Here is a 12,948-nt window from a genome sequence, read left to right as displayed (position 1 = left end):
CGGTGGGGCTTACTGTTTGTTGTTACTTCTCCTTGCCCTCAGTCTTGCCGGGGATCTTGGTGAGCTGGGGTTTCGCTGCTCAGAGCAGTGCCCGTGAGTGCCTGGTGGTCGACGTTGGTCGCTCTTGGCCACCATTGATCGGCCTTGGACGGCCCAGGGACGGCCCGAATTTTGGGACAGACTGTGTGCGCCGGAGGCGTCCTAGCACTTGCCGGTCACGTAGACGTCTACCTGCCGTCGCGCTCCGCTGAGACGGCCTCTAACTTGCTTGTCGTGAATGACGCTGGCGCTGGGGTCCAACGCCTTGAGCATCTCGCGAACTGATAGTTCATAGCGTTGCCAGAGGGGATCTGATGTCGAGGTCACGAACGCAAGCTAGCCGCTACGCTCCGGCCGAGCCCTCCCTGTCAGACTCTCGTGAGACATGAGGACAATCGGCCGGTGTGGCCGATGACGAGGTCGTGGGCAACAAGAAGCTCGGTCCCCGCGCGGGCGGGCCGAAGCGGTGGTCCTTCACTCCGGAGCACAAGCTTCGGATCATGGAGGAGTACGAGCGGCTGACCGAGCCGGGCGCGAAGGGCGCGCTTCTGCGCCGTGAGGGGCTGTACCACTCGCACATCATCGACTGACGGAACGCCCGGGACGCCAGCGCGCTGGATGCGCTGACCGCCTTCCGGACCGACGGGCAAGAGCGCGGCCGGGAAAAAGGCCGAACGGCTGCGCGCGGAGAACGAGAAGCTGGCTGCCGAACTGGCCAAGTGCCAGAGGGCGCTGGCCATCCTGGGAAAAGCACACGCGCTCTTGGCTCAGCGTCGGAGGCTTGTAGTCCAGATCACGCTGCCCGGGAGGGGCCGGGGGCTCCGGAACATACGCTCACGCGTCCGGCGTCGGCTGCCCGTCGCGCAGAAACTTCGGGTGTGCGTCGGACAGCGCGGTGATGGCGGCCTCCAGCCGTCGGCCCAGCCGGCCTTGTAGCCAGCCATCGATATGGTGCGGTGGCACGAAGGCCAGTTCGGACAGTTCGTCGTCGTGAGGGCGCAGTGCGGTGGCCTGGTCGTGGTCGAGGGTGCCGCCGTCGAAGACGAAGGCGATCTGGTCGTCCCAGGCGCCGTGGGGTGGCACCCAGTCGACGACGAGCGGGCGGAGTAGCTGGAGGTCTAGGCCCAGCTCCTCCTTGATCTCCCGACGGGCCGCGTCGTCGGGCGCCTCGTTCGCCTCGGCCATGCCACCAGGGAGGTCCCAGCCGGGTTTGTAGGTGGGGTTCACCAGCAGGATGTGGCCGGCCAGGTCGCGCAGGATAACGTCGGCGGAGACGCGTTTCCGGGCCTGGGTGGCGTTGCCTTCGGCAAGGTAAGCGTTCCAGGCGGCGGGGTCTGCGGGGGTGGGCCTCATGGAGTGGTGCCTTTGCTGGGCGGCTGGATGATGTCGGCGAGCAGCAGCATTCTGGCGTGCCAGGCTTCGTCGAAGCGGGCCAGGAGGTCGCGTACGGGGCGATGGTCGCGGTGGGATGCCAAAAGCTTACGAACGGTGTCCAATTGGTGGACGACACGGACGGAGCTGAGGGCGGGATCAGCAGCGATCAGGGTGTGGCCGACGCTGACGGCGGCGTCCAAGTCCTGGCGGTCGATGTGGATACGGCACAAGGTGATGCGGCTGAAGGCGAGGGACCGCGCCCGACCAGTTTCTCGGAGTGCGATGGCTTGTTCGGCATGGTGCAGGGCATCGTCGTACTGCCCCAGGTCGCGCAGGGCGAGCGCAGCCTCGCTGGCCAGGGCGGCGGAGTCGAAGGGGCTGAGCCAAAGATGCTCGGCCTGTGGCGTGGCGCTGTCAAGGGCCTGGTGGGCCTGGTCGAGGGCGCGGGCAACCACAGCAGCTTGGGTGGACGCGGCCAGGGCGCGAGCCGACATGACGTGCAGGCGGGCGGTGAGCGCGGGGACGCGCGGGCCTTGGCCGGCGAGTTCCAGGCCGGTGCGGGCCCAATGCGACGCGGAGGTCGGATCGCCGGCCTGAAGGGCCAGGTGGCTGTTGCTGGCGGCGATATTGGCGGCCAGCAGGGTGTCGCCCGAGGTGCGGGCAAGGGAGAGGGCGCGAGTGAAGTGGCGCCCGGCCAAGTCGTCGCGGCCGGAATCGTGTGCCATCCACCCGGCCATCTCGGTCAAAGCGGCTGCGGCGGCGAAGACGTGGGGGCTGCTGTCGGCATCGACGAGGCGGGGAGCGACGCTGCCGCTGAGGTGCCGGACCACCGCTCCGTAGAGGCGACCGCCGCCGGTCTGCCGGTCGGCGCTGCGGAAGGCGTCCACGGCGGCCAGGTCGTCGCCGTCTGGAGGGACCGCTCGTTCGAGCGCGGGAGGTGGCGCGGGGGTGGGTTCCCAGGGGCGTGAGGCCAGGCCCAGGAGCTGGCCCGGGATGTGGAAGGCGTCCGCGATCTGCTCAAAGATGACAAGCTTCTCGACCCGGCTCTTGCCGTTCATGTAGTCGTAGAGCCGCCCTTGGGTGATGTCCACGGCGGCCGCAATGCGCCGAGTGCTGATCCCGCGGTTGTTGAGCAAGCGGAACAGCGCTCCCATGTCACGCCTGGCGCAGGCAGCGAGGAATCGATCGTCGCCCAGCAGGCCGGCGACAACTTCGCGTGAATCTCGCCGCACACGGTCCATGGACGTCTCCCCCATAAGGCGGTTCCTCGAGGCTATGCCAAACGAGCGAGCCGTGACTCCGACTTGGGGTCACCTGACGGAGTCTCGCGGGGGCCCGCATGAGGCGTCTACTGGGTCCGCCGTTCGAAGCTTCCCAGTCCTGCGGAGCCGCTCAGTACGGCGTGCCCGGCGGTCTCCCCTCTGCCCCCGTCAGGAGGGGCCGCTCCGTCCCCTCCCCGAGGAGTTCCCCTCATGCCCATGCGTCGTACCCTCCTCGCCCTGCCCGTGGACCCGGCCGTTATCGCCTCCGCCCGCGATCGAGTCCTCACCGAGGCGGTCGGCTGGGGTGTGCCGCTGGACGATGCCCAGCGGGAGGCCGTGAAGCTGGTCGTCTCGGAGTTGGTCACCAACGCGGTCGTCCACGGCAGGGGGCTCGTCACCGTCGGCCTCTTCTACGAGTCGTACGAACGGCGACTCCTGCTCGTCGTCTACGACGGCAATCCTGATCCCCCGAAGCGCCGGGACGCGAAGGCCGACGAGGAGCACGGTCGCGGTCTGGCGCTCGTGGACCATCTGGCCTCCCGGCATGGCTGGGAGCCCACAGAGGCAGGCAAGAAGGTCTGGGCCGAGTTCGACGTCCGCATCCGTAGGACGGCGAAGGGTCGTGACCTGCTGTTACGACGGCACCTTAGCGCCCTCACCCCACAGCAGTACATACACGGCCTTCAGGCGCAGATGGCGTCGGCGGGTGGCCTGTGACCGCCGGACGCCATACGGCCCCAGCGGAGGCGATCAAGGATCCGGGCATCCGGTTCATCCTGGCCACGTTTGGACTGCGGGTCATCCCACCGCTCATTGTGCTCAACACCCAGGCCATTGGCCTGCTGTCCGTCGGCCACTCGCTCGCCACGACCGCCCCGGACACCGGCTCGCTGGACGAGGAGCAGATGTGACTACGACCACCCGTCTCGCTGCTGTCCCCGGTGCTGTGATCATGCAGCCGACGACACTCTGCCAGCCGCTTGACTGCCGATACTGCTACCTACCGTTCCGCAAGGAGAAGCACCTCATGCCCGTGCAGGTGGCCCAGGCCGTGGCCGCCTCGGTCAACGAGTGGGCCCGTGACGACCCATGGTTCGAAGTCGTCTGGCACGGCGGCGAGCCCCTGTCCGCCGGGCGCGACCACTTGGCGCAGCTCATGGAGCCGTTCACCGGCGTCAAGCACACCCTCCAGACCAACGCCGCGCTGATCGACGACGCCTGGTGCTCGTTCCTTCTGGAACACGACGTGGGGGTGGGGGTGAGCATCGACGGACCGGCCGACATGAACACCCACCGGACCACACGCGCCGGACACCCCGCCTTCCGCGTGGTGATGCGGGGCATCGAGCGACTCCGGTCCCATGGCATCCCGTTCTCCGCCATCGCGGTGGTCACCGATCCCGAACCGCGACGGGCCACCGAGTTCTACGAGTTCTTTGCCGAACTGGGCTGCCACTCACTCGGCGTCAACGTCGAGGAGCAGGAGGGAATGAATAGGGCGCCGTGCGCCCACGACGCTGGCCGGACCACCGATTTCTGGGCGACCTTCACGGCGGCGTGGGAATCGAACCCGGTGCTCCAGGTCCGCGAGGTCTCCCGGGTCCTGGAGTTCGCCGGTTCCGTACTCGGGCGGCGGGGGCTGGCCTCCGGCCCGTCCGCCGCGCCGTGGGACCCACTGCCCACCATCTCCTACGACGGCGGCGTCGTACTCCTCTCACCGGAGCTGGCCGGTTTCACCGACCCCCGCTTCGGTGACTTCACCACCGGCAACGTCCTGGACCGCGACCTACGGTCCCTCCTGGCCGACGCCGAACACGGCACCCCCTGGTTGGCGGAGTTCTGGAGCGGTGTGGACGCCTGCCACGCCACTTGCCCGTATTTCGCGTTCTGCGGCGGCGGCCATCCGGCCAACCGCTACTTCGAACACGACGGCCGCCTAGACGGCACCCGTACCCGCTACTGCACCGCAGCGAAAATCGCCCTTCTGGAAGGAGTCACCCAGCATGTCCGCAACCACCGCCACTGATCTCGTGCTCGACTCGGCCGACCGCTTCCGCGCCCTCATACGAACCGCGGGAACGGTGCCGCACACGGCGAAATTCGACAACCGCCCCACCTGGTCGAACACGACGCCTTCGTTCGATAACCGCCCGACCTGGGATAACTGGAACAAGAAGAAGTAGCCTCGGCGCCCCTCAGCCCCGGAGAGATGGAGCACGACTGTGGACACCCGAACCATCGGCCGCGTCACGGTGACCCTTCCCAGCCTCGACGAGCCTGGCCTGTACCTGTCCAATGTCCAGTCCCTCGAAGGCGGCAGGGGGATCGTCCAGGACTTCCAGTACGCCGACGCCGACCTGCGCTCACTCGACCTCGCCGACACCCAACTGGTCAGCGGCCGGGTCACGAACCTGCGGGCCGCCCGCGTCCACCTGGAACGGCTGCGGCTGAACTCAGTCGAGTTTGTGGCCTGCGACCTCGGCTCCGCTACCTGGCGCGACAGCAAGCTGTCTCGCGTCGTCTTCCGAGATTGCAAGCTCATGGGCGCGAACCTGGTCGAGCTAGCCCTGGACGACGTCCTGTTCGAAGGCTGCCGACTCGACTACGCCATGCTGGAAAACGTCCGCGCCACCGGTCCGGTCGCCTTCTCCCGATGCGTATTGACCGAGGCGTCAATGACCGGCTGCGACCTGACCCAGGCCGTCCTGGGCACCTGCACGCTGCGGCTGACCGAGTTCGGAAAAGGCCGCTACCAGAGCCTCGACCTGCGCGGCAGCGACCTCTCCTCCGTGCACGGCGTCGAACGGCTTTCCAAAGTCATCATCGACCGCACCCAGGAACCCGAACTGACCGCAGCCCTCCTGGCTCAACTCAACGTCACATACAGCGAGGATCTCGATGCCCCACGCTGATCGATCCCACCGTCCCCGCATGTCCCTCGCCATCGCCGCCACCGGGGCCGCCGCACTCCAGGAGCGCTGCGAGGTGACGACCCTGCGCACCATGCGCGGCAGCCTCACCTACGGGGACCACGCGGTCGTCCCCGTCGGCCCTTGGACGAAGATCACTGACGAGATGGAGGGAAGTCTCACCGAACCAGCCGCGATGATCAGGGACAGCGCGCTGGTCGAACTGGTGAAGCCACCCGAGCCCATTGCCCTCGGCACCCTGACCGACCGGCTCGGCGATCCCGATGCCCTCTACCTCGGGCAGGCAAACGCTCCCGCCGACACCTTCACCACCACCGGCAACCACGAGAACGAGGGCCGCCGTATCGGCCTGCACGTCGACAACTGGGACAAGCTCCCCTACGCCACCAAGCACACCGCCCGACGCCGCCTCTGTCTCAACCTCGGCCCCGGCACCCGCTACCTCCTCCTCGGCGACCTCGACATACGGGTCGTATGCCGCACCGTCCACGAGGACTTCGCCCACAGATACCCGCACACCGACGACCTGCGACAGTTCATCGACGACGGCCACCTCATGCTCTGCTTCCGGCTTCGCCTGGAACCCGGCGAGGGCTACATCGCCCCGACCGAACTCTTCCCCCACGACGGCTCCACGGAAGCACAGCCCAAGCCCTCGACCGCCGCCTTCTGGCTGGGCAACTGGCCCCGCGGCGTCCTGCCATCCCTGATCTAAGGCTTGTCCATGTGGGTCTGTGGCTCGACTCGCCGGACAGGCCGTAGGCCCCGAACCAGCACCCGCTCGGGGCCTCGCTCGTCGTTGGGTTGTGGCGGGCCGGTCAGCGGAGCTCGGAGAACAGCGCGTTGAGTTCCAGAAAGGAGATGCCGCCTGCGAGGGAGTAGTAGTCGCCCGTGACAAAGAGCTCCTGCGCCGCGCGGCGGACGGCAGACCGGCTGACCGGCTGACCGCAGAGGTGCGCGCTCACAAGCTCACAGAGGTCCGGCGCGAGCAGGCGCTGGCTCAGCGCCAGGTTGACGCTTCCATGGGGGTCTCCATGCCTCGGGTTTCGGCGATCGAACACGGCGAACTGGACCGCGCCGAGCTGGCCCCGATCCGCTTTTATGTCGAAGCGCTGGGTGGTCGGCTGCCCCAGAGACGGCCCCGGCACAACAGGGCACCCCACCAATGGCCAGTAGCGGCCGTACGCCGCGCAGGCCCGCGCCGAGTCCCGTCGGCCCCGTCCCAAGCTCCGCAAGACCGCTCTCCATCCCGAGCTGCGGGACTTCGTCCAGGACCGCCTGAACCGGCGGTGGAGCCCGGAGCAGATCTACCAGGCTTTGCGCACCCGCTTCCCCGACCGGCCGGAGCTGCACGTGGCCCACGAGACGATCTACCAGGCCCTCTACGTCCAGGGCCCGCGGTGAACTGCGCCGGGAGCTGGCGAAGGCCTTGCGCACTGGACGGGCATGGCGCAAGCCGCGCCGCCTGGCCCAGCAGCGCCAGCCCCGCTACCGCCACCCCATGGTCACGATCAACGAGCGCCCGCCGAGGTCCCAGATGGGCACCTCCCGCGCTCGCGGGTGTGCTCGGGTTTCCTTCCGGTGCAACCATTCCGGGGGTTCGGCAGTCATCTTCGGTGCCGTCCGTGCCGCCGAGCGGATGAGGCCGCCTTTACCCGGATGAGCTGGCCTCCCCTGCGTCGGATGCGCCTCGCCGGTTATGTCCCGGACATCCCGGGACCACCAGAGTGTGGGGGAAACACACTTATGCCTAAGCGCGCCACCGTGGCCGCCGTTGCCAGCGCCCTGGCCCTGTCCGCGTTCGTTGGTCCAGGCGCCGCCCAGGCGGATGAGGCCGTGGGCGACACCGAAATCACCAAGGTGGTCGTCAACGGCGGGTCCAACATCGTCCTGGGCACCACGAACCCGAAGACCTTCACCATCGCGGTGACCGCCACCGACGACTCGGGCATCAAGGAGGACTACACCTTCCCCGTGCTGTGGCACGGGCCCGGCCAGAAAATGCCCGACGACCCCTACGGGCTGGTTATCCCCGACGACGTGTCCGGTGACTGCGTGGCTCACAGCACCACCACGACCACCTGCACCTTCACCTTGACCATGAACCCGCGGATCGACCCCCAAGACAACACCACGGCCGGAACCTGGAAGGTACGTGCCAGCGCCAGTGGCAACGACTGGGACTATGTCAGCAAGGACGTCGCCGCCACGGTGAAGGTCAGGCGCTACTCCAAGCTGACGGTCAACGCCTCGCCGGAGCCGGTGAAGAAGGGCAAGACCCTCAGTGTCACCGGCAAGCTGACCCGCGCCAACTGGGAGACCTACAAGTACGTCGGCTACACCGCCCAGCCGGTGAAACTGCAGTTCCGCGAGAAGGGCACCAACACCTACACCACCGTAAAGACCGTGACCACGGGTACCGGCGGCGCTCTCAAGACCACAGTCAAAGCCGCCGCCGATGGTTACTGGCGCTGGTCATTCGCCGGCACCTCCACCACCGGCACCGCCACCGCCACCGCCGACTACGTCGACGTTCAGTAAGCAACGATGAAGCACCGCGGCACCGGGCCCCTCAGCCGGGGCCCTCAGCCGGGGCCCGGCGCCGTGTAACCGGCGTCCGGGATGACGAGGGGCCAGCCGGGGAGGGAACCCCCTCCTGAGCTGGCCCTTTTTCTGCGCCCCGGCAGTGTGCTCGCTCAGGACATAGGAGGTGACATAGGAATGGGGTGTCTCAAGACATCGGAATGACCTCGGGGTCAAGGTCTGACGATGTCGAAGAGGCGTCTGGTGATCACTGCTGTGGTCGTAGAGGGCCGTACCCAGGGCGAGGTCGCGCGGGCGTAAGGGGCGTCACAGGGCTGGGTCAGCCGTCTGGTGGCCCGCTACCGAGCCGAGGGCGGGGCGGCCTCGAGCCGCGCTCCCGGCGGCCGAAGACTTCACCGACCGCGCTCGATGCGGACACGGTCGCCCTGATCGTCCGCATCCGAAAGGAGTTGGCCGAACAGGGCCTGGACGCGGGGCCCGAGACGATCGCCTGGCACGTGCAGCACCATCACCACCTGCGCGTGTCGCGGGCGACGATCAGCCGCTACCTCACCGCCCACGGCCTGGTGGTCCCCACACCCAGCAAACGGCCCCGCTCGTCCGACATCCGCTTCCAGGCCGAGCTGCCCAGAGACCTGGCAGGCCGATCACCCACTACCGGCTCGCCGGCTCAGCCGGCACCGACACCGAGATCCTCACCTGGCTGGACAACTGCTCCCGCTACGCCCTGCACGTGACCTGCTGGCTGCGGGTGACCGACCCGATCGTCCTGGACACCTTCCGCCGCGCTATGACCACGCACGGCACCCCGGCCTCCACCCTCACCGACAACGGCATGGTCTTCACCACCCGCCTCTCAGGCGGCCGCGGCGGCCGCAACGCCCTGGAACACGAGCTGCGCCGCCTGCACATCACCCAGAACGCCGCCCCCCAACCACACGGCATCCGGGGGTCGTACGCGCGGACGATCTACTCCAACGTGCGTGCCGCCCTGAGCGCAGCCGTGGACGACGAGCACCTTCCCCGGAACCCGTGCGCCGCCCCTCGGTCCGGCCGCCGACCATCGATACGAAGCGTGTGATCCCGTAAACGCCGGGACGTCTCTTCGCTGTCCGGGCCGCCATGCGGGAGCGCTATCAGGCCATGGTCGACCTGGGCGGCGGCTGCGGGCTCCGTCAGGGCGAGATCCTTGGCGTAGCCGTCGACGCGATCAACTTCGAGTCAGACACGCTCCACGTGGTCCAGCAACTGAAGCTGAGCCGCAGCAAGGCCGTGTTCGCCCCGCCCAAGGGCGGCATGCTCCGGGACGTACCGCTGCCCGGACCAGTCGCCGACGCGCTCCGGGAGCACATGAAGCGGTTCCCGCCGGTCGAGACACTTTGCCGTGAAGGTTGCGGACGGTCCCCCGGTGACCAAGCGACTGGTCTTCACTGGGCCGCGTGGTGGGCACGTCTGGCGCACATCGCTCAACGAGGAGGCATGGAAACCGGCGCTCGCTGCGGCTGGGGTCATCCCGGCGCCCGAGCGGGGCCAGCCGTACGCGGAGTCCCGCCAGAACGGCATGCACGCGCTGCGGCACTTCTACGCGTCGGTGCTCCTGGACGCCGGGGAGAACATCAAGGCTTTCGCCGAGTACCTCGGCCACTCCGACCCCGGCCTGACGCTCCGCGTGTACGCGCACCTCATGCCAACCAGCCAGGAGCGCACCCGTAAGGCCGTGGCCGCCGTCTTCGCGTGATTCAGGATTCCTACGAACATTGCACCCGGCGAGGAAAGTTCGGTGTAACCATTTCATCGACTCCAACATGGAATCACCATCCGTGAATCCATCCTGCCAGTACGGAAATTTCCTACTTCACCAATTCGTCGGCGCCAACATTTGCAATCATCATCCGTGAATTTTCACCCCAGGCTGGAAAGTTCATGTTTCGCGGCCTCGTCGACTCCAACATTGGATCACCATCCGTGAATCTCCTACGAACCGTGATTCAGTCTGAGCCCCAGGAGCCCGGCCGGGCGGCCGGGCGGGCGACCGGGCGGGCACCTGGTCGGCCGGGCGGGCAGATACAAGGAGCGCCTCAGGAACCAGCGCTTCCCTCGCACCCTAAGAAGTATGCGCACGCCTGTAACGGCAATCGAAGTACACGGCGAAACATGAATCTGCAACGCCCGCTCGCGATGCCCCGAGAGCCACCCAAGTCGCGGATTTGCGATGGGACTCGCCATGCGCATATGGTCGGGGTCGAATTCTTGCCGCTCGGCATGAATTCGGGCCGCCCCCCTGCACGGGAGCGGCCCAGTCTCCATCGATGTATTAGATCAGATGCACCAAACGGAGGAAACCCATGCTCTCACGCCTAGGCTTAGCGATCCACATCACCTTGCGCGAGCCCCTCATCGGCTCCAGTGGAGGGGCCCTGGCATTGTGGGCTCACGTCCCATGGGAGTTCGTCCTCCCAGTAGCGTTCTTGGTGATCTTCAGCGTCCAGGTTCGCTGGTATCGACGCTCCAAGGTCTGACGGCCCAGACACGGCCCAAGCGCACAGAAGAGCCCCCCACTCGCAGCAAACCCGCAGGTAGGGGGCTTCTTCAACTCAGGTTACTTCTTCTTGCCCTGGTTCTTGACCGCCTCGATCGCGGCCTTCGCAGCCTCCGGGTCGAGGTAGGTGCCGCCCGGGTTGACGGGGCGGAAGGCGGCGTCGAGCTCGTAGGCGAGCGGGATGCCGGTGGGGATGTTCAGGCCCGCGATGTCGGCGTCGGAGACGCCGTCGAGGTGCTTGACCAGCGCGCGGAGCGAGTTTCCGTGGGCGGCGATCAGGACCGTACGGCCGGTCAGCAGGTCCGGGACGATGCCGTCGTACCAGTACGGGAGCATGCGCGCGACGACGTCCTTGAGGCACTCGGTGCGCGGCCGCAGCTCCGGCGGGATGGTCGCGTAGCGCGGGTCGTCGGCCTGCGACCACTCGGAGTCGTCGTCGATGGGCGGCGGCGGGGTGTCGTACGAGCGGCGCCAGAGCATGAACTGCTCCTCGCCGAACTCGGCGAGGGTCTGGGCCTTGTCCTTGCCTTGCAGCGCGCCGTAGTGGCGCTCGTTGAGGCGCCAGGAGCGGTGGACCGGGATCCAGTGGCGGTCGGCGGCCTCCAGGGCGAGCTGCGCGGTGCGGATGGCGCGCTTCTGGAGGGACGTGTGGACCACGTCGGGGAGCAGGCCGGCGTCCTTGAGCAGCTCACCGCCGCGGACTGCCTCCTTCTCGCCCTTCTCGTTGAGGTTGACGTCCACCCAGCCGGTGAACAGGTTCTTCGCGTTCCACTCGCTCTCGCCGTGGCGGAGGAGGATCAGCTTGTACGGTGCGTCGGCCATGGCGTCGAGCCTACTTGACCGGCCTGGACGCCCCGCTTGACGCACCCGGTCAATCCGGTGGTGCGCGGGGGGCGGGGTCGGTAATTTGCGGGTACTGCTTGCGCCACTTACCTCACCGGGGGTTGTCCGATGTCCGTTGCCCTACCGTCCGTCGCCCGTCTGACACAGGCGGCGAAGGAGAGCGTCTCGGGTCTGCCCCGTGCGTTCTGGTGGCTGTGGACCTCCACCCTGGTGAACCGGCTGGGCGGCTTCGTCGCCACCTTTCTTGCCATGTACCTGACGGTAGATCGCGGCTATTCGGCCACGTACGCGGGTCTGGTCGGCGCGCTGTACGGGCTGGGCGGGGCGGTGTCGGCGGTGGGGGCCGGGGTCATGACGGACCGGCTGGGGCGGCGTCCCACGCTGCTCATGGCGCAGAGCGCGACGGCGGTCAGCGTCGCCGTGCTCGGCTTCGTCGAGCATCCGGTCGCCATCGCCTCGGTCGCCTTCCTCGTCGGCATGGCGACCAACGGGTCGCGGCCCGCCGTCCAGGCCATGATGGCCGACATCGTCGCCCCCAAGGACCACGTGCGCGCCTACGCGTTGAACTACTGGGCCATCAACCTCGGCTTCGCCTTCTCCGCGACGGTGGCGGGGCTGATCGCCGAGCACGGCTATCTGGCGCTCTTCCTGGGCGAGGCGATCATGACGCTGCTGTGCGCCGTCGTCGTCTTCGTCAAACTGCCCGAGTCCCGCCCGGTCCGGGAGGGGACGGCGGCGGCGGACGAGCCGGAGACCGGGCTCGGGACCGTGCTGCGCGACCGGTGGTTCATGGCCGTGGTGGCGCTGTCGTTCCTGGTCGCGACGCTCATCCAGCAGGGGTTCGTGGGACTGCCGGTGGCGATGGGCGCGAACGGCCTGTCCAGCTCGGACTTCGGGCTGGCGATCGCCGTGAACGGCGTGCTGATCGTGGCCGTGCAGATCCCGGTCACCCGGTTCATCGAGCGGCACCGCGAGCCGACCCGGCTGTTGATCGGTGCCGCGCTGCTGATCGGCTACGGCTTCGGGCTCACCGCCTTCGCCGGATCGGTCGGGATGTACGCCCTGACCGTATGCGTCTGGACCATCGGCGAGATCATCAATACCCCGATCCAGATGGGGCTCGTTGCCCGGCTCTCCCCGACCCACGGACGCGGCCGCTACCAGGGGTTCTACGTGCTCTCCTGGTCGCTCGCGGCGCTGATCGCCCCGCTGGCGGGCGGGGCCGTGATCGACCACTACGGGGCGGATGTGCTGTGGGCGGCCTGCGCGGTGGTGGGGACGCTGACCGCCGTCGGGTACGCGGGGCTGATGCGGGTCATCGGGCCTGGGACGGAGCAAGCGGGGGACTGTGTGGAGGAACGCGTCGGGGACGGCTCCCGGCCTGATCGCACCGTTTCGGCAGGTTGAGCCCCCCCCA

Annotated in this window: 13 protein-coding genes and 2 pseudogenes; 11 read left to right on the top strand and 4 right to left on the bottom strand. The window is 67.9% G+C overall.

Annotation, left to right across the window (positions count from 1 at the left end; translation table 11 throughout):
* The first annotated feature begins 443 nt into the window (after nucleotides 1-443).
* On the top strand, nucleotides 444-629 hold the full coding sequence (locus PV419_RS16270; RefSeq protein ID WP_319689240.1) for a hypothetical protein: 186 nt from the start codon (nucleotides 444-446) through the stop codon (nucleotides 627-629).
* Nucleotides 630-873: 244 nt separating this feature from the next.
* On the opposite strand, the gene PV419_RS16265 is transcribed toward PV419_RS16270, so the two are convergent.
* Nucleotides 874-1,392, bottom strand: coding sequence for an NUDIX hydrolase (locus PV419_RS16265; protein ID WP_319689239.1), 519 nt, complete (start codon nucleotides 1,390-1,392; stop codon nucleotides 874-876).
* On the bottom strand, nucleotides 1,389-2,654 hold the full coding sequence (locus PV419_RS16260) for a helix-turn-helix transcriptional regulator (RefSeq protein WP_319689237.1): 1,266 nt from the start codon (nucleotides 2,652-2,654) through the stop codon (nucleotides 1,389-1,391). The genes PV419_RS16265 and PV419_RS16260 overlap by 4 nt, the downstream gene beginning before the upstream one ends.
* A 231-nt stretch (nucleotides 2,655-2,885) precedes the next feature.
* On the opposite strand from PV419_RS16260, the gene PV419_RS16255 reads away from it, so the two are divergent.
* The 6 genes from PV419_RS16255 to PV419_RS16230 are packed head-to-tail and all read left to right on the top strand — an operon-like array spanning nucleotide 2,886 to nucleotide 6,320.
* Nucleotides 2,886-3,392 carry an ATP-binding protein gene (locus PV419_RS16255; protein ID WP_319689236.1) on the top strand — a complete coding sequence of 169 codons (507 nt, stop codon included), beginning with the start codon at nucleotides 2,886-2,888 and terminating at the stop codon, nucleotides 3,390-3,392.
* Nucleotides 3,389-3,586, top strand: a complete 198-nt coding sequence (locus PV419_RS16250) for a hypothetical protein (RefSeq protein ID WP_319689235.1) — start codon at nucleotides 3,389-3,391, stop codon at nucleotides 3,584-3,586. The genes PV419_RS16255 and PV419_RS16250 overlap by 4 nt, the downstream gene beginning before the upstream one ends.
* Nucleotides 3,587-3,627: 41 nt before the next feature.
* The gene (gene amcB / locus PV419_RS16245; protein WP_319689934.1) at nucleotides 3,628-4,701 is read left to right on the top strand and encodes a cyclophane-forming radical SAM peptide maturase AmcB; all 1,074 of its coding nucleotides are present in this window, start codon (nucleotides 3,628-3,630) and stop codon (nucleotides 4,699-4,701) included.
* Entirely contained in the window at nucleotides 4,679-4,858 is a 180-nt protein-coding gene (gene amcA / locus PV419_RS16240) for a multiple cyclophane-containing RiPP AmcA (protein WP_319689233.1), read from the top strand. Before amcB ends, amcA begins: the two co-directional genes overlap by 23 nt.
* A 39-nt stretch (nucleotides 4,859-4,897) precedes the next feature.
* Nucleotides 4,898-5,587 (top strand): pentapeptide repeat-containing protein, encoded by a 690-nt coding sequence (locus PV419_RS16235; RefSeq protein ID WP_319689231.1) that lies wholly within the window; start codon nucleotides 4,898-4,900, stop codon nucleotides 5,585-5,587.
* Between the two features lie 19 nt (nucleotides 5,588-5,606).
* The gene (locus tag PV419_RS16230; protein ID WP_319689229.1) at nucleotides 5,607-6,320 is read left to right on the top strand and encodes a hypothetical protein; all 714 of its coding nucleotides are present in this window, start codon (nucleotides 5,607-5,609) and stop codon (nucleotides 6,318-6,320) included.
* A gap of 103 nt (nucleotides 6,321-6,423) precedes the next feature.
* Here PV419_RS16230 and PV419_RS53285 read toward each other — a convergent pair whose 3' ends face one another.
* Nucleotides 6,424-6,753 carry a hypothetical protein gene (locus PV419_RS53285; RefSeq protein ID WP_415925313.1) on the bottom strand — a complete coding sequence of 110 codons (330 nt, stop codon included), beginning with the start codon at nucleotides 6,751-6,753 and terminating at the stop codon, nucleotides 6,424-6,426.
* Nucleotides 6,754-6,781: 28 nt separating this feature from the next.
* Here PV419_RS53285 and PV419_RS16215 point away from each other — a divergent pair.
* From PV419_RS16215 to PV419_RS16205, 3 genes and pseudogenes are all read left to right on the top strand, one after another.
* A pseudogene (locus tag PV419_RS16215) lies at nucleotides 6,782-7,142 on the top strand (transposase); the annotation flags it as partial.
* Between the two features lie 209 nt (nucleotides 7,143-7,351).
* The gene (locus PV419_RS16210; RefSeq protein WP_319689226.1) at nucleotides 7,352-8,146 is read left to right on the top strand and encodes a calcium-binding protein; all 795 of its coding nucleotides are present in this window, start codon (nucleotides 7,352-7,354) and stop codon (nucleotides 8,144-8,146) included.
* Between the two features lie 934 nt (nucleotides 8,147-9,080).
* A pseudogene (locus tag PV419_RS16205) lies at nucleotides 9,081-9,887 on the top strand (tyrosine-type recombinase/integrase); the annotation flags it as partial.
* Between the two features lie 861 nt (nucleotides 9,888-10,748).
* On the opposite strand, the gene PV419_RS16200 reads toward PV419_RS16205, so the two are convergent.
* A complete protein-coding gene (locus PV419_RS16200) occupies nucleotides 10,749-11,510 on the bottom strand; it encodes a phosphoglyceromutase (protein ID WP_319689225.1) in 762 nt (253 codons plus the stop codon).
* A 129-nt stretch (nucleotides 11,511-11,639) separates the two neighbouring features.
* On the opposite strand from PV419_RS16200, the gene PV419_RS16195 reads away from it, so the two are divergent.
* On the top strand, nucleotides 11,640-12,938 hold the full coding sequence (locus PV419_RS16195; protein WP_319689224.1) for an MFS transporter: 1,299 nt from the start codon (nucleotides 11,640-11,642) through the stop codon (nucleotides 12,936-12,938).
* Nucleotides 12,939-12,948: the final 10 nt, after the last annotated feature.

The sequence above is a fragment of the Streptomyces sp. ME19-01-6 genome, from assembly GCF_033793745.1.
GTDB lineage: Bacteria > Actinomycetota > Actinomycetes > Streptomycetales > Streptomycetaceae > Streptomyces.
Note: the sequence above shows the minus strand (reverse complement) of the source record. Positions and strands in the feature narration are given on the sequence as shown.